The sequence below is a fragment of the Pseudoalteromonas sp. MEBiC 03607 genome, assembly GCF_004792295.1.
Taxonomy (GTDB): Bacteria; Pseudomonadota; Gammaproteobacteria; order Enterobacterales; family Alteromonadaceae; genus Pseudoalteromonas; species Pseudoalteromonas lipolytica_C.
On record NZ_SRRY01000001.1, the window covers coordinates 3,463,881 to 3,484,085 of the forward strand.

The following is a 20,205-nucleotide window of genomic DNA, read 5'->3' on the forward strand; positions in this document are numbered from 1 at the left end:
GTTTACTGCAACTCTGATACTGTTTTCATACATTAAAAAAATAATTAAAAGATTATGAAACTTATCATCAGCCTACTGGCAACAGCTTCACTGAGTTGTTTTGCCAACACCACAGTTATCTACAATGTAAATGGTTATACACCGACCTACCAAGGTGAAACCCAACACTTTTCAGCACTGGTTTTTAAAGACGGTAAAGTCGTAAAAACTGGCGATGACTCGATTAAAAAAAGCTTCCCTGACGCTACCACGATTGATGGCAAACAAGCCACTCTCTTACCTGGTTTAGTCGATGCTCATGGTCATGTGATTGGTTTAGGTAATAATCTGTCTCAACTTGATGTCAGAAATACCCGTTCAGCAGATGAGGTTGGCAAAATGCTGGCTGAATTTGCTAAAGATAAACAAGGCTGGATCATTGGTCGCGGCTGGAACCAAGAACAATGGCCCGGCGGACAGTTTCCAACCGCTGCTGATTTAGACAAATATGTAAAAGATAAACCCGTGGTACTTTCTCGGGTTGACGGCCACGCGGTCTGGGTTAACTCAAAAGCAATAGAATTAGCTGGGATATCTGCAGCCACCGATTCACCTGCTGGGGGAGAAATCATCAAACTGACTTCAGGTGAGCCATCAGGCGTATTTATTGATAAAGCCGAAACGCTTATTACAAAGCATGTACCAAAAGTAAGCCATGCCAGTATTAATACAGCATTAGACAATGCTGGTGAGCATTTACTAAGTTTGGGGATCACCTCAACCCATGATGCTGGTATCGATTATGATACATGGCAAGTATACAAGCAGCGTTCTGAGCAAAATACCCTGCCGGTTAGAATCGTCGCCATGCTTAGTGCCGCCGATCCTAAGCTAGAAGTCATGCTTAAAGCTGGTCGTTATAAAGATATGAACGACATGCTGTCTATTCGCAGTGTCAAAGTATACGCTGACGGTGCCTTGGGTAGTCGGGGCGCCGCTCTAATCGAAGAGTATGCAGATCGTAAAAATCATCATGGCTTAATGCTTGAAACCCAAGAGAAACTTGAACAATTATTTAACCTGAGTTTTGCTCATGGCTTTAGTGCGAACACTCACGCCATTGGTGATAAAGCCAACCATGTAGTGCTAGATGCTTACGAAAATGTGTTTAAAAAATCAGGAGGCATTTTACTGCGTAACCGCATTGAACATGCACAAATTGTTGCCCCTGATGACATACCTCGCTTTAAGACACTAAAAATTATTCCATCAATGCAACCCGTTCATGCAACCTCTGATATGCATATGGCTGAGCAGCGTTTAACTGAGAAACAACTTGAAGGGGCTTACGCTTGGAAAACCTTTTTAGCGCAAGGTTCAGTAATTGCAGCGGGTTCTGATTTTCCTGTAGAGCTTGCCGACCCATTTGATGGTTTATATTCAGCCATTACACGAATGGATCACAATCAACAGCCTGAAGGCGGCTGGCGTCCTCAAGAATTATTATCTCGCGATGAAGCGCTGCGTGCTTTTACTTTAGGTGGTGCTTATGCCGCACATCAAGAGTTTAAAGTTGGTAGCTTAGAGCAAGGCAAGTGGGCTGACTTTATTTTGATTGATAAAGACTATTACAAGGTGCCTGTATCAGAAATTCACGCTATTAGCGTTACTCAAACTTGGATTGCAGGCGAGCTTAAATATAAAAAAGAGGATTAAGGGTTTTTAGCGTCAGTTTTTTGCTGACGCTTTAACTTTATGATGTGGTAAATATTTACAAATGCCAGTAAGCCATTGGTGAAGGCCACCGGAACGGCACCAATTGCAAGACCATAAAAGGTAAAAGCAATACACCCTGCTAGGTTGAACCAGCGGAGCTTTACCACATCACTCATCGTCAAAGAAGCAACTAACAGTGCAGATGCTAAATAGCCTAAATATTCCCAACTCAATTGTTCTCTCCTAGGCTTTAGGTTAGCATTGGGGCTTGTCATTTTTTTTGACGCACTCAGTGCTACTTTGACAATAAATAAAAAAGCTAACCTACTAAAAACCTTGTAAAGCTTAAGAAATCATCTTAGCTTTAAAATCATTACACGGGAAATGAAGGTATCAGTAACGTGTATCACCTTACTAGTAAGTTAGCATAAATTCTTTGAATCTTAATGCTAGCGTCATTAAGATGTAATAAATAGGACAATTGTCCGAAGAGCGGCGTTAATGTTTCAATATCATTTTTCAAGCTACCTTGTTGACCAGCTACTGACATTTGCAGGCAGTAGTTTTCAGCAAGCTAAAAAAGAAGTGCTTATCCACCAAGATCAACCACTCAGTAAACTTGTTTTAGTGAGAAGTGGCACTGTATCGTTTAGCTATGATGTGGGTAATGGCCGTCGCCTGTTATTAGGTCAACTTGATTGCAACAACACCCTGATTGGTGAAATTGAAGCGCTCAATAACTTACCCTGTATTTACACAGTAACTTGCTTTAGTGATGTCAGTTATAACTTAATAGAACTAAAGCACTGGCGTTCACTACTGTTAGAAAAGCCTGAACTGAGCTTATATACAGCACAAACTATTGCTGCAAAATTCCAAGAAAATCAAAAAATAAATTTAGATAAGTTACTTTTACCACTTAGCTATAACATAGCTAAAGATTGTTTACTGAGAGCAGAAAATAACAACCCCACTCTGCTGCGTGCATATCCAACGGTTAATGCAGAAGCTGAGCGCTTTGCCACAACTGAGAGAGCTTATAGACGTGTAGTAACAGAACTTGTTGAAAAAGGCTTAGTACAACGCAGTAATCAAGGCCTGCAAGTTGTTGATATTGAAAAACTGAGTGATTATGTAGAGAGTTTTTCGCAGTTATGACAGCATAACTGCGAAGAAATACTTGGATTACTTTTCTAACAAAATATCGTGGATATTTTTTAAATCAGACTTACCTTCAATAATCTCATCCGGTGTTAATCCTGACAGCTCATGCGGAAATACTAGCCATTCATCAGACTCATGAATGTAATAATCAGGTACCATATCTACCTTTGAGTTCTTAGGCTTGTAGTAAGGACATGCAACGCGAATATCACGTGGTAAGTTCAAACGCATTAGCTCATAAAGCTTTTCTTTCAATGCAAAAATACTGCGGCCAGAATCAAACACGTCATCAACGATTAATAATGAGTTGTCTGCATTGGCATTTTCAATGATGTAATGCAAACCGTGAACTTTGATTTCTTTTGATTGTTGGTTAATACCGTAATACGAAGAAGTACGAACCGCGATGTGATCAGTCTCAATGCCTTTGTAATCGTAATATTCTTGAACTGCGATACCGATTGGTGCGCCACCACGCCAAATACCAATGATGAAATCAGGACGGAAACCATCTTTATAAACTTGTGCCGCAACACGAAATGAATCTTCAAGAAGCTGCTGCGCTGTGATATAGCACTTATCTGACATAAATAGAGACCCCAGTGTGAATGATCATTCAAGTGTAGCTAATTTAATAAAAACTAACCACAGGATGAGAAAATGTGGGGCGGGATTTTATACTAATTTACTCAAAAAAGCTTGTATCAGTTTGTAAAATTACTCTTTAGATCAAAAAAGCGCCTTAACTTAGGTAAAGTTAAGGCGCTTAATTAGCTACAAGGAAATTACTTACGCTTTTTCTAGTAACGTTCTTGCAACGGTACGCATACCTTGTGTTGTAGCGCCTGCAGCCCACTCGCTTGTGCTACCCATGTTAAATGCTGCAGCAAGGTCAATGTGCACCCAACCTTTGCCTTCATTTGGCACAAAGCGTGATAAGAAACCAGCCGCGTTAGAAGCACCACCGAAGCCACCCCCTTTTTGAGGACGGCTATTTGCTGTATCTGCATATGGTGATGGGCAGTTTTGTTGATGCCACTTTTCAAGAGGTAGAGGCCAAGCCGCTTCCATTTCTTGCTCTGCAAATTCCTGTACGTCACGTACTAGCTCTTTATCAAGACCAAACAGTGCGTTGTACTCTTGACCAACAGCAACAAGTGCAGCGCCTGTTAGCGTTGCTGCATCAATAATTAATGGCGCGCCAGACTCACCCGCAGCCATTAAGCCATCAGCTAGTACTAAACGGCCTTCAGCGTCAGTATTAACGATTTCAACTGTGGTGCCATTTTTGTAAGTTAAGATATCACCAAGTTTGTAGGCATGACCTGAAATAAGGTTTTCTGCACAACATAAGAACAATTTAATACGCTTGTTGATACCACGGCTGATAGCAAGCGCTAAGCCTGCTGTTACTGTTGCAGCACCACCCATATCGCACTTCATGCCTAGCATGCCTTCACTTGGTTTGATTGAATAACCACCTGAGTCAAACGTAATACCTTTGCCCACTAAAGCTGCTGCAACTGGCGCATTTTCATCACCCGTTGGATTATAATCTAGTGCTAATAAAACTGGCGGACGCTCACTACCACGACCAACTGCATGGATACCAATCCATTGCTGCTCCAACAACGCATCGCCTTTGATGATTTGATAGCTTACATGCTCAGGCGCTAACGACTGAATAAACTCAGCCGCTTTACCAGCTAGGCTTTCAGGGAAGATATCATCGGCTGTGCCGTTGATCATTTGGCGAGCCCATGTAGCCGCTTGCTTTAATGAAGCTAGCTCTTTGCTGTCTGTTTTTGCGTTTTCAACAAATTCAATCGCATCTAAATTCTTTGGTGATACGAAACCTTGGTAAAAGGCCCACTGTGTTTCTGTGCACCAAACGTCACCCACTAACGCGATGTTTTTTAAACCTTGATTAGCTAACGTGCGTGCTGCTTTTTGAACACTTTTAAGTGTATCATGCTCAGTTAAATGAACAGTTGCGCCTTGTTCAGTAAAAGAAAGAGTGGCTTTTTCGCCCCAATGTGCGGCAGCACTGTGCTCGCTAAGTTGAACTAAAAATTTTTCTGACATGTTAGAATACTCTTTGCGCTAGAAATTGTCGCTCGAGTTTACTACAGCACGCGTCAGTTCCCAACTGCTTGCGATAAATAGCCAATATCGACGTGGTTCAGTCCATGTATTGAATTACATACAAAAATTAAAAGCGATCCAATAACGCCATGAAATTTACGCCACCATTACAATCTGCCACTTTACTCAAGCGCTATAAGCGCTTCTTAGCTGATTTAAAAACGCCTTGTGGTCACGAGTTTACCGCTCACTGCGCTAACACTGGTAAAATGACTGGTTGTGCAGAACCCGGCTTTAAGGCTTATTACTCAACGAGTGACAACACTAAACGTAAGTATCCCCACTCTTTACAATTAACTGAAAACACGTTTAATCAGCTTATCTGTGTCAATACCGCTATTGCCAATCAAGTTGTCCACGAGGCAGTGCAAAATGGGGTGATTAAAGAGCTTGCTGGCTATCAAACCCTAAACTCAGAAGTAAAATACGGCCAAGAAAATAGTCGTATCGATTTTTTATTAACAGATGAACACAAACCCCACTGCTACGTAGAAGTAAAATCAGTGACATTGCTTTCGCAAGCAGAACCAGAATCTGGACAAGGTTATTTTCCGGATGCAAAAACGGAGCGAGGCCAAAAACATCTTCGAGAGCTAATAGAGATGGCGCAGCAAGGGTATCGTGCAGTGCTATTTTTTGCCGTTTTACATGAAGGTATCAATCAAGTAAGTGCGGCTGCACATATCGATCCTAAATATGCTCAGCTTTTAACAGATGCAATAGAAAATGGTGTTGAAGTCATTGCTTACAAAGCAAAAATTTCTGCTGAAGAAATTAAACTGCAAGAAAAATGTGATTTTCTGAGCTAACCAACTCTTTTACTAAAATGACAATAAAAAACACGATTTAAGTTGTATTATTTTTTTTTGCCTATATAACTTAGCAAATTTATTAAAATTATGAGTAGTGGCTCTACTCATGGCAATTTATGCAATCAGGGGTCGAGGCATATAAATTAAGCTAAAATAAATTTGCCTCAATCTAATGATTCTGCTATTTATAGCCGCCGGCTAACGCTGGGCAAAATATTAAGGATTTAGGAGAAAGTTATGCCAGACCAAAAAAGACTAGGGTTATTGGCTCAGGCCGGGTTGGAACCATACCAAGAACAGCCAGGTGAAGAGTATATGAATGAAGCACAACGTGCTCATTTCAAAAAAATTTTAGAAGCTTGGCGTAATGATTTACGTAACGAAGTTGACCGCACTAAATCGCATATGCAAGACGAGGCAGCTAACTTTCCAGATCCAGTAGACCGTGCAGCACAAGAAGAAGAGTTCTCATTAGAACTTCGTACTCGTGACCGCGAACGTAAACTGATCAAAAAGATTGAAAAAACGATTCAACTAATCAAAGAAGATGACTTTGGCTTTTGTGAATCATGTGGTATCGAAATTGGTATCCGCCGCTTAGAAGCGCGTCCTACAGCAGACTTATGTGTTGACTGTAAAACGCTTGCGGAAATTAAAGAAAAACAATCTGGACGCGGTTAATTACACCCATTTGCTTAATTAGCCCATGCCTACCACAGCCGTTAATACACAAAAGCGTGAATATCGTGGCCGCTTTGCGCCATCCCCTTCGGGGCCATTGCACTTTGGTTCACTTATAGCGGCTGTGGGGAGCTTCCTTGATGCAAAAGCCAATCAAGGGAAATGGTTAGTGCGCATTGAAGATATCGACACAACGCGTGTTGTAAATGGTGCTAGCGACGACATATTACACACCCTAGAGGCTTACGGCCTGCACTGGGATGAAAGCGTAATCTACCAAACCCAACGTCATGAACATTACCAAGCTATTGTTGATGAACTCATTTCTCAAAACCTTGTTTATGCATGCCATTGCACCCGTAAAGAAATTAAAGCTATCGGGGGCATTTACCAAGGTCATTGCCGACATAAAAATCATTCTTTATCTGACTCAGCGCTGCGTTTAACCCAGCAATTTGCTACCAGCAACTATGATGATTTAATTCAAGGTGAGATCCATGTAGACAACCAGCTTGCACAAGAAGATTATCTAATTAAACGCAGTGATGGATTATTCGCCTATCAACTGGTTGTGGTTGTTGATGATATTGCACAAGGTATTTCTCATGTTGTTCGCGGCGCGGATCTACTTGAGCCCACAGCTAGGCAGCTAAGCTTATTTAAGCAACTTAATCAACCGGCTCCACAATATGCACATTTACCCCTTGCGGTTGCAAAACCAGGTTTTAAATTGTCAAAACAAAATTATGCGCCGGCCATTTCTAAAAAAGATCCTAAACCTGCACTGTTTGATGCCTTGCGCTTTTTAGGATTACAGCCTGAGGCATCCATCCTCTCGTTAAGCATTGAGCAAATGCTTGAGTGGGCAATTAAAACCTATCGTATGGAACTGGTTCCTAAGAGCCTAGAAATCCAAGTTAGTGAGGATCCTAACTCAGCTTTTTGTGACTTTCTTACTATTACAAAATAAATTGCCAATTTTAAAGGTAGAGTAACTTAATTTTTCAGCCACGCTGGTATATGATAGCGACCCAAAGTGTACGATTCATCAACACCTTGCTTTAGCGTCATATTAAACACTCCGTTATCGAGTCAATCTCTCATCGGCGAAGTAACAAACAAGCGCTATACTTGATGAGTCGCAGAGTCCGCGTCGTAGGAGACAGATTATTATTTCCAAGCTTTTTCAATTTTGTCGGCAGATTATTGGCCCAAATGCCACGACATCCAGTAATGCTGTACAAACGAGCGAGTTACCTTTGGTGATCGAGCGCAGTGAACATGGTATTTCACGCAAACAATTTAGCCCAAATGCAATCAAAGTATTATACCGCCTTAAAGAAGGTGGGTTTGATGCCTATCTAGTAGGTGGTTGTATTCGAGATATATTGTTAGGCCAGCAACCAAAAGATTTTGATGTTGTAACTAATGCAACTCCAGAGCAAATTAAAAAACTCTTTCGTAATTGTCGACTAATCGGCCGTCGCTTTCGCCTAGCGCATATTGTGTTTGGTCGCGAAATCATCGAAGTTGCTACCATGCGTGGTCACCATGAAGCGGATGAAAGTAAAAATCAAATAAGCCAATCAAGCGAACACGGGCAACTCCTGCGCGATAATGTCTACGGCAGTATTGAAGAAGATGCTGAACGCCGTGACTTTTCAATTAATGCACTGTACTACTCGATTAATGACTTTTGCATTTATGATTACGCTAACGGTATCAGCGCAATAAAAGCGAAGCAAATTGAGCTGATTGGCGACCCCGAAACCCGTTACCGTGAAGACCCTGTGCGTATGTTGCGCGCGGTTAGGTTTGCTACAAAGTTGGGCATGAGCATAGCGCCTGCCACAGAAAAACCCATTAAAGGCCTTGCTAATTTACTAGATCATATTCCGCCAGCGCGTTTATTTGAAGAGTCACTTAAACTGTTCTTAAACGGCAAAGCCGAAGAAAACTATTTAATGCTACGCCAATATGGATTATTCAAAGCGCTGTTTCCTGCGCTTGATAAAATCTTAGATGCTAACCCAGATGGTATTGAGCATGCGTTTATTCTGCAAATGTTTAAAAACACAGATAAGCGTATTAATGCCGATAAAAAAGTCACTCCGGCCTTTATTTTTGCCGCTATATTGTGGTTTCCACTACTTAATATTGCGAAGAAACTACAACAGCGCGACCAACTGTCAGAATACGATGCATTTGCGCAAGCAATGAATAAAGTACTCAGTGAGAACGCGCAACATGTTGCAGTACCAAAACGCTTTACATTAGGTGCTCGTGATATTTGGCATATTCAGCAACGTCTTGATAAACGAGGTGGTCAGCGCGCCTACAGGCTAACGCAACAACCACGTTTTAAAGCAGCCTATGACTTCTTACTACTTCGAGTTCAAGCTGGCGAAGAGCAGCACGAAGAGCTGGCAACTTGGTGGACAACCTACCTAAGCCAAGACATCAACGGGCAAAAAGAAATGGTTAAAAACCTCGGCCATCAAGGTGGGCCGAAGCGTCGCCGCCGCCCTCGCAAGAAAAAAGCTGATTAAGTATGAACACGGTTTATTTAGGATTAGGCGCTAATTTAAATGCGCCACGTAAACAAATTCATGCGGCCGTTGAAGCGTTAAAAGCCTTAAAGGAAGTTGAGTTTGTCTGTGTCTCGCACGATTACGCAAGTAAACCTATGGGACCACAGGATCAACCTGACTATGTAAATGCCGTAGCCTGTGTTAAAACAGCATTACAACCTGAACAGCTACTTGATTTAACTCAAGCTATTGAACTTGAACATGGTCGAGTACGTAAAGAAGAACGCTGGGGTCCACGTACCCTTGATATAGATATTTTATTGTTCGCCAATGATGTGATCGACACCCCTCGCCTAACCGTGCCTCATTACGGCCTAACAGAGCGAGAATTTGTGGTGTATCCGCTACTTGAAATCGCGCCATCACTCATTTTACCGAACAATCAATCACTTGCTGATATAACAAAAACGTTGCCTTTAAACGGTTTACAACAACTCCCTCAGCAGTAATCAACCAAGGCAAAGCCTTAGAGGAAATTATGTCTAAAATCACCGTTTCAACTCTCAATAAAATGAAACAAGAACAACAAAAAATCACCGCATTAACAGCCTACGATGCCAGTTTTGCTAAATTGTTTCATGATAATGGCGTCGAGGTGATTTTAGTCGGTGACTCTTTAGGAATGGTATTGCAAGGTGGTGATGACACATTAGCAGTAACCAACAGTGAGATTGCTTATCATACACGCTGCGTACGTGCCGGTAGTCGTGAATTGTTTGTGATTGCTGACTTACCATTTATGACCTATGCCAACCCAACTGATGCGTGTAAAAATGCTGCAGAGCTAATGCGTGCAGGCGCTAATATGATCAAGCTTGAAGGCGGTGAGTGGCTGCACGACAGCATCAAGGCTATGACGCAACAAGGTATTCCAGTTTGCGGTCATTTAGGCTTAACACCTCAGTCAGTGCATGTATTTGGCGGTTTTAAAATTCAAGGTCGTGAGCAATCTCAAGCCGATAAAATGGTCAGTGATGCAAAAGCACTTGAGGCGGCAGGTGCACAGTTACTTGTTTTAGAATGTATTCCAAGTGAGCTTGCTAAACGTATTACTGATGAATTGAATATTCCTACCATTGGTATTGGTGCTGGCAATCAAACTGATGGACAAATTTTAGTAATGCACGACTTAGTTGGCATTTCAGCAGGCTATATTCCAAAGTTCTCAAAAAACTTTTTATTAGAGACAGGCAATATGCCAGCAGCAGTGCAAAAGTATTGTAAAGATGTAAAAAGTGGTGCTTTCCCAAGTGCCGAACACGAGTTTAAATAAATGCAATCAATCACTGAAATCAAATCGTTACGCAGCCAAGTAAAAGCATGGCGTCAAGCAGGCCTGAGCATTGCGCTTGTGCCAACCATGGGCAATTTACATCAAGGCCACTTTTCACTTGTTGAAAAAGCCAAAACACTGGCTGATAAAGTCGTTGTGAGTATTTTTGTAAACCCGATGCAGTTCGGTGCCAATGAAGACCTTGATAGCTACCCACGTACGTTGAACGAAGACAAGCAAGGTTTAGCAGATCTTGGTACTGACATTGTGTTTACCCCCTCTGTTGAGACTATTTATCCGAATGGTTTAGGCGAACAAAGTTTTGTCGATGTACCGGGTGTGTCTATGGGTTACTGTGGTGGCTCACGTCCTGGTCACTTCAAAGGTGTTGCGACGGTTGTTACTAAGTTATTCAATTTGGTTCAACCTGACTTTGCTTGTTTTGGTGAAAAAGATTTTCAGCAGCTACAAGTCATTAAAACCATGACACGCGATTTATCTATTCCAGTTGAAATTATTGGCGTACCTACTTGTCGCGAAATATCTGGGCTTGCCATGAGCTCTCGTAATGGCTATTTATCTGATGAGCAAAAAGACACCGCAAAAGTGCTGTTTGCCACGCTAAATAATACAGCAACAGCACTTAAACAAGGTAACGCAGACATCGCAACACTTGAGGCTGATGCAAAAACTCAGCTCGAAATGGCAGGACTAAAACCTGACTATTATTCGATTGCAGAGCGCTCAACACTAAAACCAGCCACCGCGGCTGATAAACAACTTGTTATTTTAGCTGCCGCCTATTTAGGTACAGTGCGTTTAATTGACAATTTACAAGTTGAGCTGGATTAAATAGCAACAATCTGGGTAAGATGGATTGCAAAGAATAGACATAAACTAGGGATAAGCATGAAAAAACTACCAGCAATTGCAGCAACATTGTTTGCTATGACATTACTGTCTGCCTGCTCAAACAAAATTGACAATCCAGAAATGCAGCAATGTGCTCAGCAAAACTATCAATGCGAAGCAAGCTGTGAACAACAAAGCACGGCTGATGGCTTAGTTCATAAAGTCTGTAGCAACAAATGCATTGAAGCTTACAACCAATGTAAAGCCAATGCAGAAAAATTAGGTGAAGTTAAATAAGCTGATTTTTCGAGGCACTGAAAACACCTTCAGTGCCTGCACTCCCCTCCTCGATTACAATTTCGCATTCACAATTAAGCCTATGGTAATTTTGTTCATATTTTTGTTCGTCCTTTAAGCTATTCATATTAGGGCAAGCTTTCGTTCATTAAACTTCTCCATATTGGTGACGAATAAACAACTGCAACCGTGTAATTGTTTCTCACTAATTTCAAATTTTTACCAACTCGCATTTACTGTACGAACTCAAAGCCATTGAGAATATTAGTTTTTATTATGGGTTCAGTAATTGCTAAGAGATATGAATGAATTAACGTGATTTACGGCTAAAGGAAAATTGAATGAGACCAGAAACCCGAACTAAGCTCTTCAGCGCTGTCAAAAAGAAGACCTTCTTGGGCGTATTATTAGCCATGAGTGCAGGTACTAGTTACGCTATTGAAGACCCAGACCAGCCAAAAGCGACTGAAACAGAACAAACAGCCGTCAAGGTTCAAGCTACCGAAAATGAAAAACAGCAAGTAAAGGATAATACTGCTGTTGAGCTTAAGCCTGCAATGATCACGATTCCTCAAGAAAAGCTATTTGAAGTCATCAAGGCTCGCGCAAAAAAATTAGCGTCTGAACCGTATGTTGCACCAAAAGATTTAGAGCTTGAAGCATTAACAAGCATCGGCTATCAAGATTATCGTGCAATCCGTTTTCGTACTGATAAAGCAATTTGGAAAGATCAAAGCCTGTATGAAGTGCAGTTATTCCACCCAGGCTTTTTATACCGTTCACCGGTTGCTATTAATACTGTTGAGCAAAATGCTGAAGTAAAAAGTTTACCATTTAAAACAGATTACTATCGTTACGATGCAACCGCTGCACCATTAGAGCAAGAGATCAGTAAAGCAATTGCAGATACACAACTTGGTCATGCAGGTTTCCGCTTGCATTTTCCACTCAATAATAATGAGTACAAAGACGAAGTTGCAGTATTCCAAGGCGCTTCTTATTTTCGTTTAGTTGGCCCGCATCAGGTATATGGTCTTTCAGCCCGCGGTCTTGCTATTGATACAGCCTTGAATTCAGGTGAAGAGTTCCCGGTGTTTAAAGAGTTTTGGTTAGTAAAACCAGCACCCGAAGATACCACTATCGTGCTTTATGCCCTATTAGACAGCCCATCAGTATCAGGTGCTTATCGCTTTGAATTAACACCTTCTACCAATACTGAAGTAAAAACCGAGATGCAGATCTTTGCTCGTAAAGACATTAAAAAACTTGGGATTGCCCCTTTAACAAGCATGTTCTATCACGGTGAAAACAGTACCAAGTTTTTTGATGATTACCGCCCAGAAGTGCATGACTCTGATGGTCTATTGATGCAATCAGAACAAGGTCAATGGGTTTGGCGTGCACTGAATAACCCAAAAAAATTAAGCGTTACTTCGTTTAGCTACGATAATCCAAAAGGCTTTGGTTTAGCACAACGAGACCGTGACTTTAATAACTACCTTGATACCGAGGCGCATTACCATAATCGTCCGAGCATGTGGATTGAGCCACTTGGTGCGTGGGGTAAAGGTCGCGTTGAGTTAGTTGAGATCCCAACAGATACAGAAACCAACGACAATATTGTTAGCTATTGGGTGCCAGAGCAGCCAATGAAAGCCGGTGACAGCTTAAGCTTTAGTTACAAGCTTTCAACTTTCAATGCCACGCTGGCAACTCAAGATAAAGCGAGCGTGTTAAGAACCCGAATTGGCAGTGCAGCGCTACCAGGTGAGAAAAACCCACCACCGAAAAGCCATCGTCAATTTACCGTTGATTTTAGTGGTGAAAACATTAATCAACTTTCAGCTAATTTTGCCATGATGGCCGATTTAACCCTGTCATCAGGTCAAGTGAGCGATAAAACTGTGCAGCAGTTACCAAATAATCAAGGATGGCGCGTAGCCTTTAAAGTGGCGCCAGAGGGAGATAAGCCTGTAGATATGCGCTTATCGTTAAAACTACGTGACAAAGAAATCAGCGAGGTATGGAGCTATGTCTGGTATCCAAACGACGTCCAATAGTAAAGCATTAGAAGCAACAGCAATGCCGTTCAAAAAAACACGCGCTTGGCTTTTTTCGAGCCTAGCGCTCACCATTACCGCCTATGGCGTGTGGATCATGTTCGATATTTTAAATTCTAACGGCATGACACCGCTTGAGTATGCATTACTGGCTTTATTTACTGTTACCTTTGCATGGATTGTTACAGCCTTTTGTAGTGGCTGTATGGGCTTCATCCTGCAATTATTTCGTATTGACCCGTTGACCTTAAAACGTCAAAAACCAATCGAGATTGATCAGCATGCCTTAAGCCAAACTAAAACAGCCATTGTTATGCCTATCTACAATGAAGATACTGAACGTGTGATAGCTGGTTTTGAAGTTAGTCTTCGCTCGCTGGCAAAAACAGGGCAGATGCCACATTACGACTTTTACTTGCTTAGTGATACGCAAGACCCTGAAATTGCTCGTAATGAACTTAAAGCATGGAATGCACTCACTAAACGCTTAGGTGATTTAGCAAAGCATACCTTTTATCGTCGCCGTGAAGACAATAAACACCGTAAAGTAGGTAACTTAACCGACTTTTGTGAACGTTGGGGTAGCCAATACGATCACATGATTGTACTTGATGCTGATAGCATTATGACGGGTCAGTGTATGCTTGAGCTTACTGCTAGCATGATCAGTAATCCAAAATCAGGCTTAATCCAAACTATTCCAATTCCAGTTCGCCAAGACACTTTTTTTGGTCGCTTTTTACAGTTTGCCTCAATTTTATATAGCCCGATGCTAGCAACCGGTTCTGCTTTTTGGCAAACAAACCAAGCAAACTACTGGGGTCACAACGCCATTATTCGCGTTGAGGCATTCACTAAATGCTGCGGTCTGCCAGTTTTAAAAGGCAATGCCCCATTTGGTGGTGAAATTTTAAGTCATGACTTTGTTGAAGCTTCACTTCTTCATCGTAGTGGCTGGGATGTGTTACTGCTGAGCGATGTTGAAGGTAGTTACGAAGAAGTACCAAGTAATATTCTTGATTATGCGATTCGTGATAGACGTTGGGTGCAAGGTAATATCCAGCATTTAGGTTTATTGCCTAAATCTGGCCTTAAGCTAATGAGTAAAATGCACTTTTTATTTGGTGCCACAGCCTATATCTCATCGTTAATTTGGTTATCTATGCTGGCATTAAGTACCTTAGATGCGGTGACTCGTGCGCTGAATAGTGACGTGTATTTTAACCATGCTTATCAGCTTTTCCCTACTTGGCAAATTGCCAAAACAGATTTAATTGATTCGTTATTATTTATTACTGCCGTGCTGTTGTTACTGCCTAAATTAATGGGTGTTATTGTAACTTTAGTACACCGTAACAAAGCCTTTGGCGGCACCATGAAGCTTATTGCAGGTTCAGTCATCGAAACCATTTTTGCGATTGTGATTGCACCGCTAATGATGGTATTTCATAGCTATTTTGTAGTATGCGTATTTTTGGGTAAAAAAGTCAGTTGGGATGCACAGCCTCGTGAAGGCCGCATGGTGCCTTGGAAAGAAGCGATTGGTTATACGTTATTTTCGACGATTACCGCAATTATTTGGGGAGGCGTCGCTTACTACTTCACACCAACCTTCTTTTGGTGGTTATCACCTATTTTAGTGGGTCTTATTTTGGCTGCACCGATTGTACGCTACTCAAGTAGCATCGGCTTAGGTGTTAAAATGCGTAAAATGGGTTTATTTTTATGCCCAAGTGAAGTTGAAAACGATGATACTTTAGCGGCACTTCGTGTACACCAACAAGAAATTGGTTTACCAAAAGATGAACATGCTGACTTTAGTGTTCCTGCATTACCCAATGAATACCCAACGGTAATGCCTATCCAAAGCTTTAAGGCACCCTCGGGTAAAAAGCGCAAGCAAGTACGTATTGCTCAGCAACGTATTAAAGCCAAGCTCTTTGCCAAAAGCTAAACGAAAAAAAACCGCTCAATGAGCGGTTTTCTTAGCTATGTCTGTATGGTTGTTACAGAAGGCCTAGCTTTTTAAGTTCAGCCATTGCCATTTTGCCTGAAAGTGGCACATAACCATCTTTCTCAACAATTTTTTGACCATCTACAGATAACACCATTTTTAAGAACTCTGCATCAATTGGTGCAAGAGGCTTGTTAGGGTGCTTGTTCACGTAAACATATAAGAAACGAGATAGTGGGTATTTACCTGTTGCTACGTTTTCTAATGTTGCATCAACAAAGTTATCGCCTTTCTTAGCAAGTGGTACTGTACGTACACCTGATGTTTTATAACCGATACCTGAGTAACCAATCGCGTTCACTGACGAAGAGATTGACTGTACTACAGATGCAGAACCAGGCTGTTCGTTTACGTTGTTACGGAAGTCACCTTTACAAAGTGCTTTTTTCTTAAAGTAACCGTAAGTACCCGATACTGAGTTACGACCGTAAAGCTGAATATCTTTTGCAGCCCAATCGCCTTCTAGACCAACATCGCTCCAACGGTTAACTTCTGCTTCAGCACCACATTTACGTGTAGAAGAGAAAATCGCGTCAACTTGGTCAATACGTAAACCTTTGATTGGATTGTCTTTGTGTACGAATACAGCAAGTGCATCGATTGCAACGCGTACTTCAGTTGGCTTATAGCCGTAACGTTTTTCGAATGCTTCAATTTCTTTTGACTTCATACGACGGCTCATAGGGCCGAAGTTTGCTGTGCCTTCAGTTAATGCAGGTGGAGCCGTTGAAGAACCCGCTGCTTGAATTTGGATGTTCACGTTTGGATAGAAGCGTTTGTACTCTTCTGCCCAGAATGTCATCATGTTTGCAAGCGTGTCAGAACCTACAGATGAGAAGTTACCAGAGATACCACTTGTTTTTGTGTACTCAGGCATATCTTTATCTACTGCAGCTGCTTGTGCTGATACAAATGTTGTTACAGCCACACCCATTGCGGCAACGAGATTTTTGAATTTCATAGGGGTTACTCCGATTTGTTCGTCCCATTTCCTAACTGCGGTCTACTCTAATGACACTAGATGACAGTTAGATTACTCTAAAATGACATTTTTATGACTTTGCAGTTTTTTCAATTTTTTCTACTATCGATACGATTTTTTCATTACCAAATGCGAACGAAAAAGTTGAACCTTTTCCTAATTGACTGCGAATATCTAAACGGCTGTCATGACGTGTAAGTACATGTTTTGTAATAGCTAAACCTAAGCCAGAACCACCAGTAGTGCGGCTACGAGCCTTGTCTACACGATAAAAACGTTCCGTTAAGCGGTTTATGTGCTCAGCCGCAATGCCATCGCCATTATCGGTCACACTAAATAAAGCTTGGTCATTTTTACGCTGCCAATCAACCACGATCTTGCCGCCAGGCTTAGTGTAATGAATGGCATTAAAAACAAGGTTAGAAAAGGCACTACGCAATTCATCTTCAGCACCTTTTATATCGAGGCTGGCATCAATGTTAAAAATCAGTTCATGACCTTTATCTTGATTTAGTGACTGTGCCTCAGTTTGAATATAGGTAAGCAGCTGCGGTACATTGACAGGCTTGTCGTTATCTTGACGACGCGCCCCTTCAATCCGCGACAGCGACAGCAATTGATTAACCAAGCTGTCCATTCGCTTACATTGCTCGAGCATAGTCGTTTGCGCTTTGTGCCACATTGCAGGAGGTGGCAGGCTTTCTGAATCAAGCATTTCTAAGTAACCGGTTACCACCGTAAGCGGTGTTCTTAGCTCATGAGACACATTAGCCACAAAATCTTTTCGCATTTGTTCTAGTTGCTTTAAGCGCGTGACATCACGCACCACCATCATCAACTGCGAACTTGCATAAGGCATAACACGAAACTCTAGAGTTTGATCGTAGCTGTGGCCACCATCAAGCTCGAGCGGTTCATCGAAACAGGCTTTGTGCATATACTTAGCAAATTTGGGATCGCGAATAAGATTATCTAAGCGTTGGCCATGATCGGTCGGCCATTGTAGCCCTAACACTTTAAGTGCTAGCTGGTTACACCATATAATACTGAGATCTTTTTGTAGTACCACAACGGCATCAGGTACCGCTTCAGCACCATCTCGAAAACGGCGTATTAAATCTGCCAGTTCATTGCGTTTTTTACGGTTACGATGTTGTAAATGATAAATCCCTTCAAAGACTTGCTCCCACGCTCCCTCCCCTTCAGGTGGGTTAAAACTACGTTGATTAAGAAGCCAATCGCTGAGGCGATATAATTGATGATAATGCCAAATTAGAAGTGCAAAAGAGCCTAAAAATAAAAGCAAAAAAGGCGCACCTACAAGTACGCCAACTAATAACAAGGGTAAGAAATACATAAACAGGCGTTTTGCTAACGCCTGTTTATTCACTACTCGATACATACACTCACTTTACCTTAAGTATGTAAATTAGCTTGTTAAGGTCATTCCTATGACACTTATAATTTACTTGAAAAACGATAGCCTGCACCACGAACAGTTTGCACTAAACGGTCATGCCCCAATGGTGCAATCGCTTTACGTAGACGACGAATATGCACATCAACAGTACGGTCTTCTACGTATACATTTGTTCCCCATACATGATCAAGTAATTGTTCACGACTGTAAACACGTTCAGGATGAGTCATGAAAAAATGCAGTAGTCTAAATTCTGTTGGTCCCATATCTAATTCACTACCTTCTGATGTTACACGGTGTGAAATTGGGTCAAGGCGTAAACCATGAACTTCAATAGCTTCTTCTAATGAAGTAGGTGAAACACGGCGAATAACCGCTTTAATACGCGCCATTAATTCTTTTGGTGAGAAAGGTTTTGTTACGTAGTCATCAGCACCAACTTCTAATCCGCGCACTTTATCTTCTTCTTCACCGCGCGCTGTCAGCATTATGATAGGGATTTGACGAGTATATTCATTTTGCTTGAACTTTTTAGCGATTTGGATACCGCTACCACCAGGTAACATCCAATCTAATAAAACCATATCTGGGTATGGCTCAACCATCGCTTCAATAGCAGAGTCATAATCTTCTGCTTCAATTGCTTGAAAACCATTTTGTTCTAAAACAAAAACCAGCATCTCTCTGATAGGCGCTTCGTCATCGACGACTAGTACTTTACGTGACATTCCAATTTATCTCTTACGTTAGCGAACTGGTTTCATTATTATGACTAAGTATGACATTTTTATGAAAGTCTAACGAGTAATTCAAAAACTTCAAAAAAATCAGCGTAAAAATAAGCAATTTTAAGGAAAAAACAGCCTTTTCAGGCTAAAAATCATACCTTAAAGTGACTGCTAAATGATCTTCATCAGAATTATTATCTAGTGAAAATTGCGTATACCACATATACATACGTGCTTGTTTTGACAGGCTTCGCTCCACACCGACTGAGGTACCACTGCCTGAATCTTTGAGCTTACCGAAGTCACCATCAGAGTCTTGATATTGTGCGAGTAATTTATATTTATCAATTTTATAAGAGGCACTGACTAAAAAGCCATCTTCTTTGTTTGAACCCGATACTTTTTCACTTTGTTGATACATACCGCCTAAGGTTAGCTCACCTAATTTACCTTGCGCAGTAAACCGTGTTGTATCGTAACCTGCTACTTTACTGTCGTGGGCAACACTTACAAAATAAGGCGCTTTTTTAAGCTTGCTATCACCATATGTTATCGCTGCAGAAATACCTGTTTCATCATTTTGTTTGGAGTTATCTTCAGCAATATAGGTCACTACAAACTGCATATTACCAACTATTGGTGAGTTATAATGCAGCACATCACCAAGACGGTTTTCACCATTAAACAAAGCTTTAATATCACCATTAAAGTCATTCATTAAATCAACTTTGCCTTGCGCAACCTTCAACGCAGTATCATGACGGCCTATCACAATTTGCCCATAACTGCCTTGTAAACCTACATATTGATTACGTGCAGTAATATTCTCTTCAGTTTTACCATCGCTGTCTTGATCAGCGGCATTAACCGCAAATTCAAATTTATATACGGCTTTTAAACCATCACTTATATCACCACTACCTTTAATACCCATTCGTGAGTTGTAGCTCTCTATGGAAGTTTCACTGCCATTTCCAGTGTCGCTGTTAGCAATCCCTAGATGAGCCCGTCCATATACATCCACTGCTTCGGCAGCACTATGAAAGGAAATAAAGCACATAGCAAAGCTCGACAACATCATGGCAGGTTTTTTCATGGTAGCGATCCTTAATTTAAGCAGTAACTTAAAAATCGAACATAAAGGGCTTTTGGTCAAGGCAAGGAGAGGATATTTCAAATAAAAATCACGGATCACTGATCTACCAACTAAATCAGATCAGGATCAGGTTTTTACTAAGTTGATCTATCACAGATCAGTTTTTTACTTAGAGAGTACGTTAACTTGTTGATTTAATGTTAGGGCGATCAGCCCATTGTTTAAAAGGTGAACAAAGAAAAGCCCCTGATCAGTCTACAACTAGTAAAATAATGATCCGTGAAAGCCAAGGTTAGTAAAACACTGATCCTGAGGTGCATGAGTAAGTAAACCGATGATCCGTCTTGATCAAGGCAATAAAAAACCGGCACAAAGCCGGCTTTTTCAACTTATTA

General features: G+C 41.3%; 19 protein-coding genes. 12 read left to right on the top strand and 7 right to left on the bottom strand.

Translation table 11 applies throughout. The annotated features are described in order from the left end of the window. Positions 1 to 54: 54 nt before the first annotated feature. Positions 55 to 1,695, top strand: coding sequence for an amidohydrolase (locus tag E5N72_RS15755; protein WP_135925977.1), 1,641 nt, complete (start codon positions 55 to 57; stop codon positions 1,693 to 1,695). Here E5N72_RS15755 and E5N72_RS15760 read toward each other — a convergent pair. After that, positions 1,692 to 1,928: a uroporphyrinogen decarboxylase gene (locus tag E5N72_RS15760; RefSeq protein ID WP_235383264.1), complete on the bottom strand. Its 237-nt coding sequence runs from the start codon at positions 1,926 to 1,928 to the stop codon at positions 1,692 to 1,694. The genes E5N72_RS15755 and E5N72_RS15760 overlap by 4 nt on opposite strands. A gap of 268 nt (positions 1,929 to 2,196) precedes the next feature. Between E5N72_RS15760 and E5N72_RS15765 the strand changes: the two genes are divergently transcribed. Next, complete coding sequence (locus E5N72_RS15765) at positions 2,197 to 2,853, top strand: Crp/Fnr family transcriptional regulator (protein WP_135925979.1); 657 nt, start codon at positions 2,197 to 2,199, stop codon at positions 2,851 to 2,853. A gap of 27 nt (positions 2,854 to 2,880) precedes the next feature. Here E5N72_RS15765 and E5N72_RS15770 read toward each other — a convergent pair whose 3' ends face one another. Both E5N72_RS15770 and pepB read right to left on the bottom strand, forming a co-directional pair. Further along, positions 2,881 to 3,447: a phosphoribosyltransferase family protein gene (locus E5N72_RS15770; protein ID WP_135925980.1), complete on the bottom strand. Its 567-nt coding sequence runs from the start codon at positions 3,445 to 3,447 to the stop codon at positions 2,881 to 2,883. Between the two features lie 201 nt (positions 3,448 to 3,648). Further along, the gene (gene pepB / locus E5N72_RS15775; RefSeq protein ID WP_135925981.1) at positions 3,649 to 4,944 is read right to left on the bottom strand and encodes an aminopeptidase PepB; all 1,296 of its coding nucleotides are present in this window, start codon (positions 4,942 to 4,944) and stop codon (positions 3,649 to 3,651) included. 149 nt (positions 4,945 to 5,093) lie between these two features. On the opposite strand from pepB, the gene sfsA reads away from it, so the two are divergent. From sfsA to mdoH, 10 genes are all read left to right on the top strand, one after another. Beyond that, positions 5,094 to 5,813, top strand: coding sequence for a DNA/RNA nuclease SfsA (sfsA, locus tag E5N72_RS15780; protein ID WP_135925982.1), 720 nt, complete (start codon positions 5,094 to 5,096; stop codon positions 5,811 to 5,813). A gap of 240 nt (positions 5,814 to 6,053) precedes the next feature. Continuing rightward, a complete protein-coding gene (gene dksA, locus E5N72_RS15785; protein ID WP_135925983.1) occupies positions 6,054 to 6,497 on the top strand; it encodes an RNA polymerase-binding protein DksA in 444 nt (147 codons plus the stop codon). Positions 6,498 to 6,522: 25 nt separating this feature from the next. Further along, on the top strand, positions 6,523 to 7,467 hold the full coding sequence (gluQRS, locus tag E5N72_RS15790; protein WP_135925984.1) for a tRNA glutamyl-Q(34) synthetase GluQRS: 945 nt from the start codon (positions 6,523 to 6,525) through the stop codon (positions 7,465 to 7,467). A 292-nt stretch (positions 7,468 to 7,759) separates the two neighbouring features. Continuing rightward, the gene (gene pcnB, locus E5N72_RS15795; RefSeq protein ID WP_235383261.1) at positions 7,760 to 9,046 is read left to right on the top strand and encodes a polynucleotide adenylyltransferase PcnB; all 1,287 of its coding nucleotides are present in this window, start codon (positions 7,760 to 7,762) and stop codon (positions 9,044 to 9,046) included. Positions 9,047 to 9,048: 2 nt separating this feature from the next. Next, positions 9,049 to 9,537: a 2-amino-4-hydroxy-6-hydroxymethyldihydropteridine diphosphokinase gene (gene folK, locus E5N72_RS15800; RefSeq protein WP_135925986.1), complete on the top strand. Its 489-nt coding sequence runs from the start codon at positions 9,049 to 9,051 to the stop codon at positions 9,535 to 9,537. Positions 9,538 to 9,566: 29 nt separating this feature from the next. Next, positions 9,567 to 10,361, top strand: coding sequence for a 3-methyl-2-oxobutanoate hydroxymethyltransferase (gene panB / locus E5N72_RS15805; RefSeq protein WP_135925987.1), 795 nt, complete (start codon positions 9,567 to 9,569; stop codon positions 10,359 to 10,361). Beyond that, a complete protein-coding gene (gene panC, locus E5N72_RS15810; protein WP_135925988.1) occupies positions 10,362 to 11,213 on the top strand; it encodes a pantoate--beta-alanine ligase in 852 nt (283 codons plus the stop codon). Positions 11,214 to 11,270: 57 nt separating this feature from the next. Next, complete coding sequence (locus E5N72_RS15815; RefSeq protein ID WP_062564854.1) at positions 11,271 to 11,510, top strand: hypothetical protein; 240 nt, start codon at positions 11,271 to 11,273, stop codon at positions 11,508 to 11,510. Between the two features lie 341 nt (positions 11,511 to 11,851). Next, complete coding sequence (locus E5N72_RS15820) at positions 11,852 to 13,570, top strand: glucan biosynthesis protein G (RefSeq protein WP_135925989.1); 1,719 nt, start codon at positions 11,852 to 11,854, stop codon at positions 13,568 to 13,570. Then, on the top strand, positions 13,542 to 15,524 hold the full coding sequence (gene mdoH, locus E5N72_RS15825) for a glucans biosynthesis glucosyltransferase MdoH (protein ID WP_135925990.1): 1,983 nt from the start codon (positions 13,542 to 13,544) through the stop codon (positions 15,522 to 15,524). Before E5N72_RS15820 ends, mdoH begins: the two co-directional genes overlap by 29 nt. Before the next feature lie 52 nt (positions 15,525 to 15,576). Here mdoH and E5N72_RS15830 read toward each other — a convergent pair whose 3' ends face one another. The 4 genes from E5N72_RS15830 to E5N72_RS15845 all read right to left on the bottom strand — a co-directional run bounded on the left by E5N72_RS15830 (position 15,577) and on the right by E5N72_RS15845 (position 19,810). Next, positions 15,577 to 16,545 carry a phosphate ABC transporter substrate-binding protein PstS family protein gene (locus E5N72_RS15830; RefSeq protein ID WP_135925991.1) on the bottom strand — a complete coding sequence of 323 codons (969 nt, stop codon included), beginning with the start codon at positions 16,543 to 16,545 and terminating at the stop codon, positions 15,577 to 15,579. Positions 16,546 to 16,636: 91 nt separating this feature from the next. Further along, the gene (gene phoR / locus E5N72_RS15835; RefSeq protein ID WP_135925992.1) at positions 16,637 to 17,968 is read right to left on the bottom strand and encodes a phosphate regulon sensor histidine kinase PhoR; all 1,332 of its coding nucleotides are present in this window, start codon (positions 17,966 to 17,968) and stop codon (positions 16,637 to 16,639) included. A 56-nt stretch (positions 17,969 to 18,024) separates the two neighbouring features. Beyond that, complete coding sequence (gene phoB, locus E5N72_RS15840; RefSeq protein WP_054551169.1) at positions 18,025 to 18,714, bottom strand: phosphate regulon transcriptional regulator PhoB; 690 nt, start codon at positions 18,712 to 18,714, stop codon at positions 18,025 to 18,027. 145 nt (positions 18,715 to 18,859) lie between these two features. Beyond that, a complete protein-coding gene (locus tag E5N72_RS15845; RefSeq protein WP_135925993.1) occupies positions 18,860 to 19,810 on the bottom strand; it encodes a porin in 951 nt (316 codons plus the stop codon). Between the last annotated feature and the right edge of the window lie 395 nt (positions 19,811 to 20,205).